Source organism: Prosthecobacter sp. (assembly GCF_034366625.1).
Taxonomy (GTDB): Bacteria; Verrucomicrobiota; Verrucomicrobiia; order Verrucomicrobiales; family Verrucomicrobiaceae; genus Prosthecobacter.
Window position 1 is genome coordinate 51,585 of the sequence record NZ_JAXMIH010000007.1, and the last position, 20,124, is coordinate 71,708.

Consider the following 20,124-nt stretch of genomic DNA (forward strand, 5'->3'; position numbering starts at 1 on the left):
ATGAGACGCTCCAAAGTCCTCGCCAAGCTCCGCACTGGCAAAGTCGCCCGCATCTGCTGCTGCGGCTCGCCCATCGCCTTCTTCCCGGCCATGGCCGCCCATTTTCACTACGACGGTATCTGGTTCGATGGAGAGCATCGCGCGTGGGAGGCCCGTGAAATCGAAACCATGCTCGGTCGTCATCACGCTGCGGACATCGACTGCATGTGGCGTCCGCCGACCAAAGAAAAAAACGGCCTCTACCGCCTCCTCGAAGACGGCGCTGCCGGTCTGATGATTCCGCATGTCGCAAGCGCCGATGAAGCTCGCGCTCTCGTCAGTGCGATCAAATTTCCACCCCTCGGCGACCGCGGCTTCTGCGGTGGTGGGCGCGATGCCGACTACTGGATCGGAAAACCTGACGACTACACCGACGCCGCCAACCGCGAGACCTTCCTCACTGTCCAAATCGAAACGCCGCAGGCTCTCGAAAATGCCGAAGCCATCGCCGCCGTTCCCGGCGTGGACATCCTCTTCATCGGCCCCGGTGACATGTCCCTGCGCCTCGGCTGCACCCCCGGCGTGAACGACCCCGTCATGATGGACGTGCAGAAGAAAATCGCCGCCGCCTGCAAAAAGCACGGCAAAGCCTGGGGCCGCCCCGTCGGCTCCGCCGCTGATGCGAAGACCCTCATCGACCTCGGTGCCCAATTCATCGTCCACGGCAGCGAGTTCGGAGCCGTCCACGCCCACTTCACCGCCTGCGCCGCTGACTTCGACTCCATCCTCGGCGAAGTCGCTGGCGCTCCCGTCATTCCGGAAGGCAAAACTTACTGAGGCATCCGTGACCTCCGCCAATCTCCTTCCACGTCTGCGAGACGCCGGTTTGATCGACGGCGAGGCACGCGTGACACCTCTCACCGGCGGTGTGTCGAGCGACATCGTGCTCGTTGAGTCCGATAGAGGCCAGATCGTCGTCAAAACAGCCTTGGAGAAGCTCCGCGTCAAAGACGACTGGTTCGCCGATGTCTCACGCAATCGCGTGGAGCAGGCCTTCTTTGAATACGCTGCGCCCATCATTCCGGAATCCGTCCCGCGCATCCTCGGCGGCGGCGATGGCTGGTTCGCGATGGAATACCTCGGCGACATGCCCAACTGGAAAACTTCGCTCCTCACCGGCGATGCCGACATCGCCACCGCAAAGCTCGCTGGCGAAGTCTTGGGTCGCCTGCACGCCGCCTCGTGGCTCGATGATACCGCACGCACTCGATTCGACACGCTGCCCAACTTCCACGCCCTCCGCATCGAGCCTTACTTGCTCACCACCGCCAACCGCGTCCCTGAAGTCGCCGATCTCCTCCGCACCGAAGTCGCACGACTCGCTGAAACCAAGCTCGCCCTCGTCCACGGCGACTTCAGCCCCAAAAACCTCCTCACCGGCCCGCAGCGCCTTATCGTGCTCGATGCCGAATGCGCGTGGTTCGGCGATCCAGCTTTCGATACGGCCTTTCTGCTCACACACCTGCATCTGAAGGCGCTGCTGCATCCGCAAGCCATCGAACTCGTTCCCGCGTTTTGGTCCGCCTACACTGCCGCATGCGGTCGTGATCTTGAAGAACGCACCGTGCGCCTGCTACTCTGCTTTCTGCTCGCTCGCGTGCATGGCAAATCTCCTGTCGAATACCTTTCCGAGGCACAACGCGGCTTCATCACGCGTTTCGTTCTCGCTCATCTGCCTCATCCGCCTTCCACACTTGCCGCACTCACTGCTGACTGGATCACTCCATGAAAATCACCTCGCTCGATGCTCTGCAAATCTTCGACAGTCGCGGAAACCCCACCGTGGAGGTCATCGCGACGCTCGAGGACGGCACCACCGGCCACGGTCTTGTGCCCTCCGGAGCCTCCACCGGTCATCATGAGGCCTTGGAGCTTCGCGATGGTGATCCAAGCCGGTTTCGCGGGAAATCGGTCTTCCAGGTCGTCTCGCATGTGAAAGGCGAAATCGCCCGCGAGGTCGTCGGACGCGATGTGTTCGATCAAGAAGGCCTAGATGAGGCTTTGATCACTCTCGACGACACACTCGGAAAATCACGTCTCGGTGCCAATGCTATCCTTGGCACGTCAATGGCCGTCGCACAGGCCGCCGCGAATGCGAAACGCATTCCACTCTTTGAATCCCTCGGCGGTGGCGAGGGCACACTGCTGCCACTGCCCGAGATCCAAATCTTCGGCGGCGGCAAGCACGCGCAAGGCCGCATCGACATCCAGGACTTCATGATCATGGCCCTCAATGCCAAATCGTATGACGAGACGCTCGAAGTCACCTCCAACGTCTTCCACGCCGCCGCCGACATCATGCGGCAGCGCGGTCTGCTCGCTGGTGTGGCCGATGAAGGCGGTTACTGGCCCATGTTTGATCGCAACGAGGATGTTTTCGACGCCCTGCTCGCCGCCATCGAGCGCGCGGGATACGCACCGGGCCGCGAGGTCGGCATCTCGCTCGACATCGCTGCCACCGATTTGTATCACGACGGCTTTTACACGCTTGGTTTGGAGCAGCGCCGCTTCACCACCGAGGAGTTTGCGCAGCTCATGATCGGCTGGATCGAAAAGTATCCCATCGTCTCCATTGAGGACCCCATGGCCGAGGACGACTGGGACGGCTGGAAGATCGTGCGCCAGGCCATCGGTCATCGCTGTCAGCTCATCGGTGATGATCTTTTCACCACCAACATTGTACGCATCGAGCGCGGCATCGTCGCGAACACTGCCAACGCCGTGCTCATCAAGCTCAACCAGATCGGCACCGTCACCGAAACCATCGCAGCCATCCGCCGCACGCAGGCCGCAGGCTGGCTGCCCGTCGTCTCCGCTCGCTCCGGCGAGACAGAGGACGCCTTCATCGCCCACCTCGCCGTCGCCACGAATGCCGGCCAGCTCAAAGTCGGCTCCTTCAGCCGCAGCGAGCGCATGGCCAAGTGGAACGAAGTCCTCCGCATCCAGCGCCAGCTCGGCTCACGCGCCCGCTTCATCGGCGCGGGCATCTTTTCCAGCGCAGGCATCCAGCTCACATGAAAAAGCGCCCCCACATCGGCCTAGGCTGCGTCACCTTCGGTCGCGAGATCGACGAAGCGGCGTCCTTCGCGCTGCTCGATCACGCTTGGGAACGCGGCGTGCGGCATTTCGATACTGCGGCGGCCTATGGTGGTGGCGCATCGGAGACGATCCTCGGCAAGTGGCTGGCGTCTCGGAAACCCGAAGGCATCACCGTCGCCACGAAGATTTTGCCACCGTATGATCGCATCGACATCACCGGTAGTCTCAAGCGCCTCGGTGTGGAGAAGCTCGACCTGCTCTATCTTCATCAATGGCACGAAACCGCGCTTCAACTCGACTCCGCGCTCGATGAGCGAGAGGTAAAGCAACTCGGAGCCAGCAACTTCACCTTGGAACAACTCCAAGCTGTAGGACCGAGGTTCAGCTTCGTGCAAAACAACCACAACCTCGCCGTGAGCGACGTGAGTGACGAATTCCGCGCCTACTGCGGAGCGAACGGCATCTCCATCGTCACCTACAGCCCGCTCGGAGCCGGGTTTCTCACTGGAAAGCACCAAGGCGGCGTTCAGGCCGGTTCACGCTTCGAGATCATCCCCGGCCATCAGCAGGTGTATTTTCATGAGTCAGCTTATCAGCGACTCGCGAAGCTCGAAGCCGTCTCCAAACGCACCGGGCATTCGCAGGCACATCTCGCGCTCGCGTGGGCGCTTCATCAGCCGGGCATTGACACCGTGCTCGTCGGCGGACGTTCGCCCGCGCATCTCGATCAGGCCTTTGCCGCGCTGGATTTCGATGATGAAACCCTCTTGAACCAACTCATCTCATGAACATTCCCGACATACCCCAACTCGTCGCCGACTACGAACGCGACGGCGTCGTCCGCATCCCGCTGTTCCTCAGCGCCGATGAGGTCACCGCCGTGCGTGCCGAATTAGATCGCTACATACGCGACGATCTCGCCGCGCAGCCCGTTGATGCCCGCACCTTCGAGAAGGATGAGAAGACCGTGCGCAATCTCTGGCGCTTGGAGAAATACAGCACCTTCTTCCGCCAGCTCGGCGAACGTGAAGACATCCGCGCGCTCATCGCCCCGCTCGTGCATGGCGATCCCATCCTCGCCGGCGTCGAGACGTTCAGCAAGCCCGCCCGCATCGGCTCCGGCGTGCCTTACCACCAGGACAACGCCTACTTCTGCCAGATGCCACCGGACATGCTCACTGTGTGGATCGCGATTGATGCGGTGACCGAGGCGAACGGCCCCGTGTTCTTCATCAAAGGCTCGCACAAGGACGGCATGCAGCCGACGAAGCCCAGCGGCGTGCGTGGCAATAGCATCGGCTTGGCGGAGCCGCCGAGTGTGTCGCTCAGCGAGCAATTCTGCGGCCTGCTGGAGCCTGGCGACGCGACGATCCATCAGTGTGAAACGATCCACCACTCCGCGCCGAACACGACCGACTTTTCCCGCCTCGGCCTCCTTCTCGTCTATCGCGGCAGCCACACACAGACCGATCCAAAGCTCAAAGAAGCCTATGCTGCCGCTGTGGCCGCGACACCACCCGCATGAAACGCTTTCTCGTCATTGCTCTCGCGTTGCAAAACGCGGCCGCTGCCGACATTCATGTCGGCAAGGACCAGCCCACCATCGCGCATGCGATCAAAGCGGCGATGCCTGGCGACACGATTCATCTCGAACCAAAGGTGTATCGTGACTATGCCGGCTTCTATGACAAGAAAGGCGAAGCTGGGAAACCCATCACGCTCGATGGTCACGGCGCGACACTTGAAGGCTCCGACCCGCTTGATCCTGCGCAGTGGAAAGAAGTTTCCCCTGGCATCTTCGCTGCTGACAATCTGCTTCCTCAACTCAGCGACGCCCTCATTGGCCGTTGGTTCTTCCTCTTCGATGGCAAGATGCAGCTCATGGGTCGCACGTCGAAAGGGAGAAGCGAGCCTTTGAAGAAGCCGGAGGAACTCCAGCCAGGTGAATGGTCCTTCATCAAAGACCCATCGCGAGAGAAACCACCATCGAAGGCGATATACGGCACCTTCTTCATCAAGCTCGCTCCAAGCCAGAAGCTCGCCGAGGCGAACATCTTCGTGCCGGTGCGCAGTGCAGGCGTGCAGTTCAGCGGAGACAATGCGCACCTCGTGATCAAGAACCTCACCGCCACGCATCCCTACAATGACGGCTTCAACATCCACGGCGACTGCCGAGACTGCGTGTTTGAAAATATCCGCGCCATCGAGTGCGGTGATGATGGCATCAGCGCGCATGAGTCCGCGCAGTATCGCGTGAATGGCTTCGTCAGCATCGGCAATAGCACGGGCATCTGCGACACGGGCACGGCGCAGACGAGCTACACGAACCTCTTCCTAGCCCGCAATGTGGCCTTTGATCTCTATTTTCTCGATGAGGGCCGCTACTCCGTCACGAACGCACTCGTGCTCTCCTCGGCGCTGAATCCTTTCACCACAACGGGACGTGAAAAAGGCGACTGCCGACTCAATCTCGACAACGTGCTGCTGCGTCGCCTCGTGGAGCCTAGAATGGGCACCATCGCGCTGAATTCGACCGTCACCGGCAAGCACTGCACCTTTGAAAATCTCGACTTCAAAGTCACTGGCTCAGCTTCCTGGGAAAACTGCCTCATCAATGGCAAACCGATACCGAATGCAAAAGCGGAGGGCGCAGATGTGCAGGAATTGCAGAAACTCATCCCCCCAGACTACCGACCATGAAGCGCCTCCTTCTCATCCTCACACTCGCGGCATTTTGCGTGAGCGCCGCCGACCGCCTGCCTGCCTTTCCAGGCGCGGAGGGCGCGGGGAAGTGGTCGCTCGGCGGGCGTGGTGGCCGGTTGATTGAGGTGACGAATCTTCACGATGACGGGCCCGGTAGCTTGCGAATGGCGTTGGACGCGCGCGAGCCGCGCACGGTCATCTTCCGCGTCTCAGGCACCATTGAGCTGACCAAGCCCCTGCGCATCTTGCATCCCTTCATCACCGTCGCAGGCCAGACCGCTCCAGGCGACGGCATTTGTCTGAAGGGGCATGAACTGCAAATCGGCAACACGCATGATGTCATCGTGCGGCATCTGCGTTGTCGTCCTGGCGATAAAACTTCCCAACCCGGCGACATGGATGCTTTGACGATCTGGGATGCACAAAACGTGATCGTCGATCATTGCAGCGCTACTTGGAGCACCGATGAGTGCCTCTCCGTCACGCGCGATTCCGACCGCATCACCGTGCAACATTGCCTTATCGCCGAGGCGCTTACTTCACACGGCCTCGGCTCTATCATTGGCTCTTATCACGGCCAGATTTCTTTCCTGCACAATCTCTACGCCAGCAACCGCGCGCGCAATCCACGCCCCAGTGGCTACCAGACGATGAAGGGTCATGAGAACGATCCCGGCCCGAGCATCGACTTTCGCCACAATGTCATCTTCAACTGGCAAAGCGGCGCAGGCTACACGGGCAGTGACATGGCCGACCAGCCCGAGCGCATCGCCATGAACTACGTCGGCAATTACCTCAAACCCGGCGCAGACACGTCAGCAACGTATCGGGCCAATGCACTCACCATTTACGCAGGCTCGACCGCCGAGATCTACCTCGACGGCAATCAAATCGATAACCCACCGCAACCGATCAACGTGCAAGCCGACCTGCTCATGCTGAAACCCGGCAGCACCCTCATTCTGCGTGACAAACCTCTCCCCTTTGAACCACTCGCCGTCAAACTCGCCTATCCGCAAGTCCTTGAAGAAGTCGGCGCGGTGAAACCCAAACGCGATGCCGTGGACACGCGCATCATCACCGGTGTTAAGGATGGCACAGGCCGCCTGCCCAAAGAACTCGCTGCGGATGCTTGGCCCGAATTGAAAACATCTGCTCCATCACCTGACGGCGATCACGACGGTCTGCCCGATGCCTGGGAGCAAGCCCACGGCTTGAACCCAAACGATCCCGCCGACTCCTCCAAGCCCTCGCCGCAAGGCTGGACGCATCTGGAGCTATGGATGAACTCGCTTTGACCATGAAACATCTCGCTTTCGCCTTTCTCGCTCTCCTTTCGTCTCTCGCGGCGCAGGAAAAATATCCGCCGATGCATCGCCTGACGTGGGAGGAGTATGCGGGCACACTGGCGCATTGGCGGAAGACGTATCCGAAGGTCGCCGTGCTCGAATCGCGCGGGATGAGTGGACAGAACATGCCGGTGTATTTGCTCAAGATCACCGATGCCACAGTGAAGAACACCGACAAGCAGGTCTGTCTCATGACGACGCTGCACAGCGGACCGGAGCGCACGGGGACGACTGGCGCCATGGCCTTTGCAGAGTGGTGCCTGAGCGATGATCCGCTGGCAGTGGAGACGCGGAAGCAGCAGATCGTGCTCATCATGCCGTGTGTGAATCCGTTGGCGATGTTTTATGCGCTGCCACCAGACATCCAGCCTGATGAAGAACTGGCTGCGGTGCAATCCGTGATCAACGAACATCGGCCTCAAGTTCAGATGGACCTCCATGAGGCCGGCTTGCAGGAAGCTAGGGCAGAGGCGCAGAAGTCCGGGCAAAGCAGCAGCCTCGCTGATCGGATCCATGGCCTCATGCGTGCAGGCTGGATGCCGCCCGCCGAAGTGCGCAAGCTTTACGCCACCGACAAGTCTGATGCCACGCCAGCAACCTTCGTCGATGTGGCGTATAGTCCGCATTTCCGCCAGACGATGGACGTGTGGCTGGCGAAGTCCGCGAAGCCCACGCCGGTCGTGTTTTACATCCACGGCGGCGGCTGGGGCGCACAGGACAAGACGGACATCCACCAGCATCTCGATGTGCGTGCCTTCCTCGATGCCGGCATCGCCGTGGCGTCGATCAACTATCGTTTCCTCGCCGATGCGAACGCCGCGAAGGTCTCGCCACCGCTGCAATGGCCGCTGCAAGATGCCGCGCGTGCCTTGCAACATCTGCGTTCGAAAGCGGCTGAGTGGAACCTCGACAAAACCCGCATCGCCGCCAGCGGCGTGAGCGCCGGTGGCTGCTCCAGCCTCTGGCTCGCCATGCACGACGACATGGCCGATCCGAAGAGCAGTGATCCCATCGCACGCGAATCTACACGACTCATCTTCACCGTCACCAAAGCCCCGCAGCCATCGCTTGATCCGAAGCAACTCGTCGAATGGATTCCCAACAGCGAATACGGCGGCCACGCCTTTGGCTACTTCGGCAAAACACGGAAAAAAACCTTCGCTCCCTTCCTCGCGAACCGCGACAAGCACCTCGACGACCTCCGCCGCTACTCGCCCATGTCCCACGCCAGCGCCGATGATCCACCCGCTTTCATCCTCTGCACGAAGGACGACAAACCCCTGATCAAAGGCGAAGCACAGAAAGATCCGACACACAGCGCACTGCTCGGCCTGATGATGCAAGACACGCTGAAGCCGCTCGGAGTAAACTGCGAGGTGCGCCATCCGCTGGATGGCCAACCGACGACCACGATGCAGGAGATGCTTCTTCAACAATTCAAAACTGAACATCCATGAAGCGCTGCCTTTTCGCCACAGCCTTGCTGCTTTCTCATTCCTTTGCGGAAGAGCCGAAGCCAGCCATCTCCGGCATCTGGCTGATGGGGCAATCGTTGTGCGACGGCTCGGAGTCGCTGCCCATTGTCACTACCGATGTCACAGGCTGGGGAAACTTTGCTTTCAAGCGCGGTGTGCGCACCTGGCTGCCTCGCGATAACTCCGCCACTCCAGAAAAGCGCCCCGCAGAGCAGTTTCGGTTGGTGCCTCTTCGCGCGCAGGCAAATGGCGGACTCGGAGAGACGGTAGCGAGCGGGCTGGCGGATCATCTCAAAGCGGCGCTCGTGGGAGCGAAGAAAAATGGGCCGCCACATTTTCTCGTGGCATGTGCGGGTCAAGGAGGCAGACAAATCCAGGAGCTTTCGAGCGCGGATCTCTCGACGGATGAACGCACGCCGGAGTCGCGTCGCAACGGCGGCGGGTATTACCGTACAAGCCTCGATGATGCACGGCGCGCGATGGAGCAGGCGAAGGCGATGGGCGCGAGCTTTCGCATCGAAGCGCTCTACTGGATGCAAGGCGAGGGCAATGGCGGGCCGACGGGCGGCATCATGCCCACACGCTGGGATACGGAGCTTCCAAGAGCACAAGGCCTAGCGTGGTATCGCGATCAACTCATGGCGTATCGCAAGCAGTGGTCGGCAGACCTCTGCGCCATCACAGGCCAGCGTGGGGAGCTGCCCATGTTTACTTATCAAACCCTCAGCCAATCTGGCGATGCGCAACTCATGGCGGCAGATGCAGTCACTTCCATCTACATGGTCGGACCTCACTACGCCGTGCCCAGCGCCATCAACAGCCGCACGACGCTAGGTCGGCACGGCGACGCCATCCACCTTTCCGCCGATGGCGAACGCTGGTGGGGCGAGCAAGTTGGCAAGGTGATGCATCGCGTGCTGCATAAAAACGAAGACTGGCAGCCGCTGCGTCCGCGTCGCGCAAAGCTCGATGCGACGCGAGATGGTGTCGTGATCGAGTTTACGGTGCCGCGACCGCCGCTGGTGATCGATATGAACTTCCTCATGCGGCAGGAAATTGCCATCAAGGGCGGCTTCACCTCGCTTGCGGGATTCCAGGTGCGCGGTGGTGGTGGTCAAACACTTACGCTGACCTCTGTCGAAGTCGTTTCGCCAACGAACGTGCGCATTCGCTTCGCCAAAGCGCTGCCAGCGAGCGAAAAATGCCGTGTGAATTACTGTCATCCTTTCGCGGCGGCGTTGGGGGCGATTGCCGTGATCCAAAAGACTGCGGACGGCGATGAGGAGCTGGTGCTCACGCGGCGTTTTGCCAAGGAACTGAAGCCGCTAACTGATGAAGGCGCGTTCCTCGTGACGAACACCTCCGGCACGAACACCCGCGTGCCGATTCGCAGCGTGCGCGAGGAAAACGGCGTCACCGTGCTGCGCTACGAGCCGCGTGAACTGCGCAATGGCACACCTTTTGCCATCGGACAGCCGGTGGTGGCGCAGAGATCCTTCAGTTACGGCAATCTGCGCGACTCCGATGCCGAGCGTTCCGTTCACACCTTCGCGGATGCCGCCTATGGCACTCGTGTAGGCCAGCCATATCCGCTGTGGAATTGGTGCGTGTTGTTCTCGGATTTCGAGGTGGAGTGAGGTGGTCTGACGGATGGAAAAAGAAGTCCTGGAGGTGGCTGGTCTGCTCAAAGGACCAAAAAAGCGTCGTTGGTTCTGCTGCCTATCGACCGTTCCTGATCACTACTGCCATGAAAGCCGCTTCACTCCTTTACCTCGCCCTCGCCACCACCGCGTGCGCCGAACCTCTCGACCTCGGCTCACGCTGGGAGCTTTTTGTCGATGAATTCCTCGTCGCACAGAAAAGCGGAGTCTCTTTGAAGCTCCACGAGCCCGTGCGGCGCGAGATCGTGCTCACCACCGATAAACCCTGGGAAGGGCCGACGTGCGCTTACTTCTCCGTCATCCAGGATGGCAAGAAGGTGCTCTTGTATTACCGTGGCTCCTCCGGCGGCTCGGATCACAGCGATGCCCAAGTCACCTGCGTTGCCGAAAGCACCGACGGCATCCATTTCACGCGTCCGAATCTCGGTTTGATCGAGGCTGGCGGCACGAAGGACAACAACGTCATCTGGCGCGGGGTCGAGTCGCACAACTTCTCGCCATTCCTCGACAGAAACCCCAATTCCAAGCCTGAGGAACGCTACAAGGCTCTTGGTGGGGTGAAGCAGCCTGGCAAGAACTGGCATCAAGGTGAAACGCCCGGAGGTTTGTATGCCTTCTCCTCGGCGGATGGCATCCATTGGAAGAAGATGAAGGACAGTCCGGTCATCACCAAAGGTGCGTTCGACTCGCAGAACCTCGCCTTCTTCGACACCACGCGGAGCCGCTACGCCTGCTTCAGCCGAATCTTTAGCAACAAAGTCCGTGCCGTACAGAGCTGCACTTCCGCCGACTTTCTCGCCTGGAGTGACGGCGTCCCGCATCGCTATGCCAAAGACGTGCCGATGGAGCATTTCTACACCAGCGCAACGGTGCCATGCCCCACTGCACCACATCTCTTTCTCTCATTCCCAAAACGTTTCGTCACCACACGGAAGAAGGTGCCTGAGCACGAAGGCCCCGGTGTCAGCGATGCCGTCTTCATGTCCAGCCGCGATGGCGTGAACTGGGATCGCCCCTTCCTCGAAGCCTGGGTGCGCCCCGGTCCCGATCTCAAGAACTGGACTGACCGCAACAACATGACCGCCAACGGTGTCATCGAGAGCAGCGACACCGAGTGGTCGCTCTACATCAGCGAGCATTACCGCCACGCCGATCACCGCATCCGCCGCCTCACCGTGCGCAAGCAAGGCTTCGCCTCCATGCACGCCGACGCGAAAGGCGGCGAATTTACAACACATCCGATCAAGTTCACCGGGAGCAAACTTCACCTGAACTATTCCACCTCCGCCGCCGGATCGATCCTGATCGAGGCTCAGGATGCAACTGGCAAGCCCCTTGCCCAAATGCCCGAACTCTATGGCGACGATCTCGATGCTTCCGTCCTCGATGTCAGCTCTCTCAAAGGCAAAGCCATCCAACTTCGAGTGAAACTTAAAGACGCCGATCTCTATGCGCTCCGCTTCGCCGACTAACTCATTCATCATCTTGCCCTTCCTTATCATGCGCTCCCTGATTCTCCTCTTCGCCCTCGCCTCGCTTCAAGCCGAGGAAGCCACCCCGCCATCCATCAAGCGCTTCGTCGCCATCGACAACGTCTGCGCCTGGCCGAACCTCACCCTGATGCCGGATGGCAGCATCAACACCACCATCTTTGGCAAACCGAGCCATGGTCAGGTCGCCGGAGCTGCGGAATGCTGGAATAGTCCTGATGGCGAGTTCTGGTCACTGCGCGGCATCCCCGCTCCAAACGATGCGGACACCAACCGCATGAACGTCGCCGCCGGTCTCGCGAAGAACGGCGACCTCCTCGTGCTCTGCTCCGGCTGGACCGATGTGAAACAACCGCAGCGTCCGAAGCAGCCCGTCTTCCGCGATGACATCCTCAGCACCTGGGTCTGCCGCAGCAGCGATGGCGGCAAATCTTGGTCGCAGATCAAATCATTCCCCGCGCCTGATGACGGCTGGACGAGCTACATCCCCTTTGGCGACATCAAGATCGGCGCTGACGGCGCACTGCATGTCTCCTGCTACGGCGGCGAGTGGAAAGAGTTCGCCATCAGCACGAAGACAAAGGGTTACCGCTCCTGGCACTTCCGCAGCGATGACGATGGCAAAACGTGGGTGCGCACTGGCACCATCCACAAGACCGGCAACGAAACCACGCTTCTTCACCTCGGCGGCAAGCGCTGGATGGCAGCCGCACGTGAGACAGGCATGGATCTCTTCATCTCCGAAGACGATGGCGTGACCTGGGGTGAGCCGAATCGCGTCACTGCCAAGAACGAGATAAACGGACACCTTGTTCGTCTCAAAGATGGTCGTATCCTCCTTGTGCATGGCAGCCGTGTGAAAGGCCAGTTCGGCGTGCTCGCCAAGCTCACCAGCGATGAAGGCAAAACCTGGAGCACAACCATTCGCATCGCTCACACGCTCGAATCGGACTGCGGCTATCCCAGCACCGTGCAACGTGCCGATGGAAAACTGGTGACCGCTTGGTATTCGAAGACCTCCGAGAACCACCAGCGCTATCACATGGGTGTGGCGATCTGGGAAGCGCCGATGCCATGATCTCTCCTCGTTACCGCCCCTGCGTCCTCGCCACATGCTGCATACCGTGGAATGAACGCTTTGAGTTCGAAGAGGTCATTTTTCGCCGGTCGGTGCGGCTGCAAATCGCCAGCGGCATTCGGGATCTCTATATCTTTGGCACCGCAGGTGAAGGCTATGCAGTCACCGAAACGCAATTCGACGCGGTCACGCGTGTGTTTCTCGATGAAACGCGAATCGACGGCGTGCAGGCGATGATTGGTCTCATCAGCCAGTCGCTGCCGATGGTGATCGAGCGCATCGAGCGTGCTCGCGACATGGGCGCGAGGCGATTTCAGCTCAGTTTGCCGAGTTGGGGCGTTTTGAACGACGCGGAGCTGAAAACCTTCTTTCGTGAGACCTGCGGCCGCTTCCCCGACTGCGAGTTTTTGCACTACAACCTCATGCGCACCGGACGAATCGTCACCGGAGCCGAGTACGGCCTCCTGGCTGGCGAGTATGAAAATCTCGTCGCCACCAAGAACAGCACCGCGGATGAGGCCAGGCTCACGAGCCTGATGACGGCGTCTCCGCAGCTCCAGCACTTCATCACCGAGGCAGGATTCGCCAAAGCTGCGTTGATGGGCGAGTGTGGCTTCCTCATCTCGTTCACTTCGACGAACTTTGTTCGTGCTAGCGAGTACTTCCGCGCGGGTTGTGAACAGGATGCTGCGAAGCTTGCTGCCATCGCCCGTGATTTCGACGGCCTCATCGCCGCCTTCAAAGAGGCTGTCGGCAGCACCGCGCACATGGACGGGGCTTTCGACAAGCTCTTCTGCCGCGTCCACGATCCCAAGTTCCCCCTGCGCCTGCTGCCGCCGTATGAAGGCGTGAGCGACGAGCGTTTCGACCGCTATCTCGCGCTGCTCCGTCAAAATCTGCCCCACTGGCTGCCATGAAGCCCCTCTGCCTCACCACCGCGCTGCCATTCGCCACGGCGGAGCCTGACATCGACGAACTCGACGTGCGTGTGCTGCGCGGACTGCCTGCCGATGCTCCGTGGCCTGAAGACGATGCCGATAAAGTTGAAGTCATGTTTTGCACCCATGCACCGCCGAATATCGCGGCCTTCAAGAACCTGCGCTGGCTGCAAATCGAGTCGGCGGGTTTCTCGCACTTGTTTCCGCATCGGCTGGGCGAACGCGGTGTCCTGGTGACGAATGCTCGCGGCATTTTTGATTGTCCCATCGCGGAATGGAACATCGCGATGATGATCAATCTCGTGCGGGATGTGCGCACGCTGATCCGGCATCAGGATGCGGGCATCTGGGAGAGGTCGGCGCAGTTCACGGGCGAGGTGCGTGGCAAAACGGTGGGCATCTGGGGTTACGGCGGCATTGGGCGCGAGACGGCGCGGCTGGCGAAGACCATGGGCATGACGGTGCATGTGCTGACACGCTCGGGTGTGAAGTCGCGGGCAGACTCGACGTTCATCGCGGGCACGGGCGATCTGGATGGCTCGTTGCCGGATCGCTACTTCACCGAGGAAGAAACAACGGCGTTTCTCAGCGGCCTCGACTTCCTGATTCTCGCTTTGCCGCTCACCACGAAGACGGAAGGCATCATCGGCGAGCCAGAGCTGCGCACGTTGCCGCGAGGAGCCTTCGTGCTGAATCCCGCACGCGGCACGCTCATTCGAGAAGCTGCGTTGCTCGCCGTGCTGCGTGACGGGCATCTTGGCGGCGCGGCCATCGACACGCATTATCAGTATCCGCTGCCGCCGGAGCATCCGCTGTGGGCCTTTCCGCATGTCATTCTCACGCCGCACATTTCAGGCACCTCGTTCTCGCCGAACTACAGTGCGGGCTTGCTGAACATCTTCCGCCAAAACGCCCGCCGTTTCGCCGCGGGCGAGCCTTTGCTGAATGTCATCCCACCTGACGACCTCCAATGAAAATCACCAAAGTCCGCACCATTCTCTCCACCGCGCCACAGCGGGATGTTTTCATGAAATCACGCGTGCGACGCTCGGCGGCGTTCATCGTGATCGAGACGGACACGGAGTTGACCGGCCTCGGCGAAACGTATGCGGGCTATTTCGTGCCGGAGTGCGTGCCAGACATCGTGGCGTTTTACGAGCCCATTTTGATCGGACAATCGCCGCTGGATGTGGATGCGCTGTATCGCCGCATGTTCATAGCGGGGAAGTTTTGGGCGCGTGTCGGGCTGGGCAGCATCGTGCTGAGCGGGATTGAGGCGGCGTTGCTCGATCTGAAGGGAAAAATGCTCGGCGTGCCGGTGTATGAGTTGCTCGGCGGGCGCTGTCATGAGTCGCTGCCGTGCTACGCGACGGGCGGCACGAGCCCGCATGATCGCGGCGAACTAGAGGGCAAGGTGGAGGCGTATTTGAGCTGCGGATTCAATGCGGTGAAGCTCGGCGCGGGCTTGTATCGGCCCGGACATCCGATCCTGGCCTCACGCACGCCGCAGGAAGCGCGTGATGTCGAGGTGAGCAAGGTGGAGTTCCTCCGCGAGCGCTTCGGCGACACCTTCCAGCTCAATCTCGACGCGCACATGGACAACCTCGCCGAGGGCGATCACCTGTGGGACGTGGCGACGGCGAAGTTCGTGCTGAACGCGCTCGAAGCCTATCCCATCGGCTTCTTCGAGGAGGCGCTGCCTTATACCGACATGCGCGCGTATGCCGAGTTGCGCAAAGCAACGACCATCCCCGTCGCGGGTGGCGAATGCCTCAGCAGCATGGAGGAATGGCGCGACTGGCTGGAGCACAAGCCCTTCGCGCTCGCCCAGCTCGACGCGAGCTTCATGGGCGGCCTGATGAGCTTCATCAAGATCGCGCGACTGTGCGAGTTGCAGGGCGTGAACATCGCCACTCATGCCTGGAGTGCCACGCCTGGAGCCGCAGCGAACCTCCACGCCGCCTTTGCCAGCCGAAACACGGCCATCTGCGAAATGGCAGCCTACAATCCCTCCCGTCCCGAACTGAACAAACACATCGAAGCGCCGCTCATGACTGAGTTGTGGATCGAGCCCCCCGTTTTGGAAAACGGTCGCGTGAAGCTCGCGGACACGCCTGGCCTCGGCGTGCGACTGCCCGATGGCTTCGCCGAAAAATACCCGTTTGAGCCCGGCAGCGGCGAGTTCTGCTCCGTGAAAGGGAAAGTGCTGCTGCCGTGAAGTTGTGGCAGGACATCAACGCCGAGGTGGGGGCGGGAGGTCGTGACGTTTTCAATCATCCGGCCATGGTGACTGTTCTTCTTCGGCACGTTTGATCGCGCGTTCGCTGTTTTGCACGATTTCCAAATAAAAGGCTCGCAAAAGGGGACGCTGGCGGTGTAGCGCAGACATTTCGAGTGCCTTGTCCCGATTATGAAGGTCGTGACCACGAGCTTGGCCTGGTTGCGCAGAGAATGAACGCGGGTGCAGGGAACTACGGAGACAGCGGCGCACGGTTTCCTGGCATGAAGCGCTCTGTTTGGCGGCCTGTTGGAGGATTCTTTCCGTGAGATCAGGATTGTTAAACGGCAGGCACGATTCGAGGCGCACTGGTTGTAGGGCGAAGGTCAGTTCTTCCTCATGAAGTGCGGACAGATGATCGCTTAGCCAGTGCTGGTAGGTTTGCCACGCGCCTTCGCCCAGGATATGAAACCAGTTACTCAGTTTGTCGGCCAGGGTAAGGTCTTGGGAGTGATGTGCGCCGATAAGTTGCTGGAAAGCGCTGTCGATCCTCTCGATAATCGCTGGGACAGAATCAAGCGAGTTCAGGTCGAGGTAGCCGAAGGGCTGATATTCGGCGTTTGGGGTGAGTTGCCAATGATCAAGACGTGCTCGGAGATAATCGACGACTTGTTGTGGATCGTGACGGCTCCAGGCTTCGATGAGATCATCCAAGCGCAGTTTTTGCAAATCGGGGATGAGCAGCAGCTTTTGGAGGATTTCTGCGCCGTGCGGAACGCCCTCGTAAGGAGGCCAGCCGAACCAAGTCATGATGCAGTCGCGGAGTTCTCCGCCAAGCCTGGGTTCCTCGACTTTGACCTTCACGGCAGCGATGATGCCGAAAACGACTTCGAGATGCGTAAAGTAGGTGTGCGCCTCTTTGGTCCAAGAAAAGACGTGAGAGCGAAATTCCACATCTTCATGGCTGGCGTAGCGTTTCAAAGCTGCCAGCTCATCGGTGGTGAGTTCGCGTCGATAGCGAAGACTGCGCAGCGCTTCCAGAGCGAGTGTTTTGCGTGGGCTTTGCAATGCTCGGAGCGTCCACTCGGTGCGGGTGGTTGGTTCGTCTTTCCAGGCATGATCGAGGGCTTGGTAAAGCCTGTCTAGCGTGCTGCTCTCGGAGGCCAAGAGGTGTTCTGCTAGCTGGGGAAGTAGCTCGGGCTGCTGTTTGCCGATGGAGCCAACAAATGCCCAAAAACTCATGCTGCCGAGCTTTTCGAGTTTTGGGTGCCATTCTTCAAGAAAGCGCCAGAGGCCACTGGCGTCGCTCGTGAGCTTCACAACCTCGTGAGTGGTGTGATCGACGAAGGCAGCCCACGTTTGGCGCTTTAAGGCGATTTCATCCTGGATGCTGTCATAACTTTCTTTGGAAGTGAGCTGCTTACCAGCTTGGTAAAGTGCCCTGCGACTGCATTCGGCGACACTTTGAGGCACATCGGATTCCTCAGAGGAAAGGAAGAGGCGATGAATCCGCAGTTCCAAAGTGTCAGGGAAGGCTTCCAGCAGGTCATGGATGCCGTGGCGGCCCGATTTTTCCTGGAGGGCTGATTGCAGGCTGTTGATGAGCGTTTGCCGCAGAGCCCAGAGTGTGGCGGCATCTTCGATGGCTGGAATGGCCTTCTTGAGTGCGCTGACTGCCCGCGCTTGCTCCTGTCGCCATGCCTTGCGGTCCTCGGCTCTTGCCCCATCTGCTTTCACTGGCATTTGGTCAGGCACGAAGAAGTGGCGGAAGTAATGAGCGGCGGATTGCCTCGCCTGCCAGATGGGGGAATGCAGCCAGTTCAGACAGATCGTGAGGACTTCCTTTCGCAAATGCTTCGAGGGGCCGAGTGGCAGCAGGTAGTTGTGAAACTGGAGTGTGCGCTGATCTGCCCACTCGTTCTCCATCTTGGTAAGTTGGAAGCATCCATCTAGCATGGCATGGAGAAGTGCTCCGAGCCTTTCATGTGATGGCAGAAGTGCAGGGTCGTAGATGCGGGCCTTGATCCACGGCATGGCTTGATTGGCAAAAACGGGCGGGCCAAAGCAGGCGACGGAGCAGATGGTGCTGATCTTGGACAAAAGGTCGCCGTATTGGCCGCCATCGATTTCCCAGAGCAGATCAAGGCAGGTGGTGACGTACTCCAGTTGAATGCTGCCGATGGTTTCGGCGATGCCAGCAGATACTTCGAGGATTTGGGCGAATGAAGGGGGCGCTGTGGCGAATGCTTCTTCAATTTCATTCGGCGACTCGGCAGGTTGGTCATTCTTCAAGCGCAAGGCTTCACGCGCCTGTAAAAGAGACTCGTGCGGCTGTAGCTCGCAGATGCCTTGCCACAGATTGAGGATACCTACACGACGACGCCAGCCAGCCTGGCGATATTCGCTTTTCAGCGCCTCGACGAGAGGTGTGGTGACACGCGAGGCTTGCGGGTGAATGAGGCGGGTGATGTATTCGGCCTCGGAGAGGTTTCGCAGCACTGCTGGCAGCAAGGTGTCACTTCCTAGTTGAGTCCAAAATCTCGCTGGCAATGGCTTTGCGTGCCCCTTTTCATCAAAACAAGCCTCGCAGGCACGGTAGTCTGCCGCTAGGTCGGGAATGAGCCTCCAGGTGCTCTGCTGCAAACCAGCATCCGCTTTGATCTGGAGGTGGCCAGACTCCTTCAAGACATCCAACAACCGACGAAAGTCTGGTGGAGTCAGGCCCATGAATGAAGCTGCTTTTTCCTCCAATACGGCGTCCACGGGCGCGGAAGATAGTAGGGCAAGAAGATCCAATGCTTCCTCAATCACAAACTCGGAGACTCCGTGTGTGGTAGCGAGCTTGGGCGTGTCAAAGAGGCTATGAAGCACCTCGCGGCGAAAATGCGCGTCCTGGTGCAGGTTGACCTTTCCGTCGTGTTTGTTGAGATGTTCAGCACCCGTCAGAATGATGAGAGGACTGCCACCCGCAGCATCCACGAGCGCTTTGGCAAGCTGTGTGAGGTTTGGAGCAAGCGCAGCTTTGGCGAGTTTTAGCTGCGCAGGCCGCTTGATCGAAGCTAGGGCAGGGAGGGGGTGGATCGGGCGAATTTCGGCCTGTCTGAGTTCGATCTGCAAATGGCGGAGGCAGTAAGGCCGTGTGCCGATGACCAGCCGGAGACGCGCACCCCAGCGGAGGCGCATTCTCTCGAAATGCGCCCGCAGCTCTGGCTGCCACCTGTGGGCGTCGTCCAGGATAATGACTGCTTCATCACACGGAGGCATCCATTGCATGGCTTCGTCGAGTTCCGTGGGCGTGCATGGCAGCAGAAAACGCACGCAGCGACGGATCGGCTGCTCAGCGGCTTCCTTGGCAAATTCAAGCAGGAGGCGCGTCTTTCCTTCGCCGCCAGGAGCAGGCAGAAGGATGGCTTGATGGCCTGCGTCGAGAGCATCCAGCAGCGATTTCTTTTCAGCGTCCCGGCCGAAAAGTTTTTGCTTATGGCTGAATGAGCCCTGAAATCCTTCCATCATCGCCAACTCGGTGATCAGTGGGCTGGCTTCGGTCATGCCGAGCACATCGAAAGATGTGCCCCTTCCGAAGTATTTGGTAAGGAGTCTGGCTCCTTGCGGGGTCTTGAGGTTTTGCCCGATGTGGCGCTCAATATCGCTGATGAAAAAAACATGCCAGTGAGGCTGCCCGGCTGCTTTGGTGCGATTATGCTCGTTAATGGCGCTCTGGATCGGGCCATCACCACCACCGCCAGCATCCATCGCTAGCACGAGCACACACTCGTCCGCCGCTACGGTGACTTTGGAGATCGCTGTGCGTGTTTTGTCTGCATCCCAGTCGCGGGTGCGTTTGCACTGGAAGACGACGCGCACTCGTTTTTCCTCTCCGGTCGGGTCATGTCTGAGCACATCAGTCTGGATGTCGATACCATCCTGATTCTGGCCGGAGCGGGCAAAAGGCTGGGCATGGATCACCTCGCCGCCGAGCAGCGGTGTGCAGGGGCTGAGCTGGAGCCATTCGCAGCAGAATTGCTCGAACAACGGCCCAGAAAGCGTGTGAACCCGGGTCGGCAGGGTATTGTTTTCGCCATTCATAGCTTGGCAGTGGGCTTGGGTTTCATCGGTGTTTGCGGGACGAAACGA

At 59.7% G+C, this 20,124-nt stretch carries 15 protein-coding genes; 14 read left to right on the plus strand and 1 reads right to left on the minus strand.

The window, feature by feature from the left end; translation table 11 throughout:
* The 14 genes from U1A53_RS08195 (at position 1) to U1A53_RS08260 (ending at position 15,990) form a co-directional block, all read left to right on the plus strand.
* The gene (locus tag U1A53_RS08195; protein WP_322280168.1) at positions 1 to 816 is read left to right on the plus strand and encodes an aldolase/citrate lyase family protein; all 816 of its coding nucleotides are present in this window, start codon (positions 1 to 3) and stop codon (positions 814 to 816) included.
* A gap of 7 nt (positions 817 to 823) precedes the next feature.
* Entirely contained in the window at positions 824 to 1,768 is a 945-nt protein-coding gene (locus tag U1A53_RS08200; RefSeq protein WP_322280169.1) for an aminoglycoside phosphotransferase family protein, read from the plus strand.
* Positions 1,765 to 3,057, plus strand: a complete 1,293-nt coding sequence (eno, locus tag U1A53_RS08205) for a phosphopyruvate hydratase (protein WP_322280170.1) — start codon at positions 1,765 to 1,767, stop codon at positions 3,055 to 3,057. The genes U1A53_RS08200 and eno overlap by 4 nt, the downstream gene beginning before the upstream one ends.
* Positions 3,054 to 3,866 (plus strand): aldo/keto reductase, encoded by an 813-nt coding sequence (locus tag U1A53_RS08210; protein WP_322280171.1) that lies wholly within the window; start codon positions 3,054 to 3,056, stop codon positions 3,864 to 3,866. The genes eno and U1A53_RS08210 overlap by 4 nt, the downstream gene beginning before the upstream one ends.
* Positions 3,863 to 4,603: a phytanoyl-CoA dioxygenase family protein gene (locus U1A53_RS08215; protein ID WP_322280172.1), complete on the plus strand. Its 741-nt coding sequence runs from the start codon at positions 3,863 to 3,865 to the stop codon at positions 4,601 to 4,603. The genes U1A53_RS08210 and U1A53_RS08215 overlap by 4 nt, the downstream gene beginning before the upstream one ends.
* On the plus strand, positions 4,600 to 5,778 hold the full coding sequence (locus U1A53_RS08220; protein ID WP_322280173.1) for a hypothetical protein: 1,179 nt from the start codon (positions 4,600 to 4,602) through the stop codon (positions 5,776 to 5,778). Before U1A53_RS08215 ends, U1A53_RS08220 begins: the two co-directional genes overlap by 4 nt.
* A complete protein-coding gene (locus U1A53_RS08225) occupies positions 5,775 to 7,079 on the plus strand; it encodes a hypothetical protein (RefSeq protein WP_322280174.1) in 1,305 nt (434 codons plus the stop codon). The genes U1A53_RS08220 and U1A53_RS08225 overlap by 4 nt, the downstream gene beginning before the upstream one ends.
* Positions 7,080 to 7,081: 2 nt before the next feature.
* Positions 7,082 to 8,587, plus strand: a complete 1,506-nt coding sequence (locus U1A53_RS08230; protein ID WP_322280175.1) for an alpha/beta hydrolase fold domain-containing protein — start codon at positions 7,082 to 7,084, stop codon at positions 8,585 to 8,587.
* On the plus strand, positions 8,584 to 10,242 hold the full coding sequence (locus U1A53_RS08235; protein ID WP_322280176.1) for a phosphate ABC transporter substrate-binding protein: 1,659 nt from the start codon (positions 8,584 to 8,586) through the stop codon (positions 10,240 to 10,242). The genes U1A53_RS08230 and U1A53_RS08235 overlap by 4 nt, the downstream gene beginning before the upstream one ends.
* Positions 10,243 to 10,352: 110 nt before the next feature.
* Positions 10,353 to 11,738: a hypothetical protein gene (locus tag U1A53_RS08240; RefSeq protein ID WP_322280177.1), complete on the plus strand. Its 1,386-nt coding sequence runs from the start codon at positions 10,353 to 10,355 to the stop codon at positions 11,736 to 11,738.
* 28 nt (positions 11,739 to 11,766) lie between these two features.
* The gene (locus U1A53_RS08245) at positions 11,767 to 12,834 is read left to right on the plus strand and encodes a sialidase family protein (RefSeq protein ID WP_322280178.1); all 1,068 of its coding nucleotides are present in this window, start codon (positions 11,767 to 11,769) and stop codon (positions 12,832 to 12,834) included.
* The gene (locus U1A53_RS08250) at positions 12,831 to 13,751 is read left to right on the plus strand and encodes a dihydrodipicolinate synthase family protein (RefSeq protein WP_322280179.1); all 921 of its coding nucleotides are present in this window, start codon (positions 12,831 to 12,833) and stop codon (positions 13,749 to 13,751) included. Before U1A53_RS08245 ends, U1A53_RS08250 begins: the two co-directional genes overlap by 4 nt.
* A complete protein-coding gene (locus U1A53_RS08255; protein ID WP_322280180.1) occupies positions 13,748 to 14,746 on the plus strand; it encodes a D-2-hydroxyacid dehydrogenase in 999 nt (332 codons plus the stop codon). The genes U1A53_RS08250 and U1A53_RS08255 overlap by 4 nt, the downstream gene beginning before the upstream one ends.
* Positions 14,743 to 15,990: a mandelate racemase/muconate lactonizing enzyme family protein gene (locus U1A53_RS08260; protein WP_322280181.1), complete on the plus strand. Its 1,248-nt coding sequence runs from the start codon at positions 14,743 to 14,745 to the stop codon at positions 15,988 to 15,990. Before U1A53_RS08255 ends, U1A53_RS08260 begins: the two co-directional genes overlap by 4 nt.
* Positions 15,991 to 16,041: 51 nt before the next feature.
* On the opposite strand, the gene U1A53_RS08265 is transcribed toward U1A53_RS08260, so the two are convergent.
* Positions 16,042 to 20,076, minus strand: coding sequence for a hypothetical protein (locus U1A53_RS08265; RefSeq protein WP_322280182.1), 4,035 nt, complete (start codon positions 20,074 to 20,076; stop codon positions 16,042 to 16,044).
* Between the last annotated feature and the right edge of the window lie 48 nt (positions 20,077 to 20,124).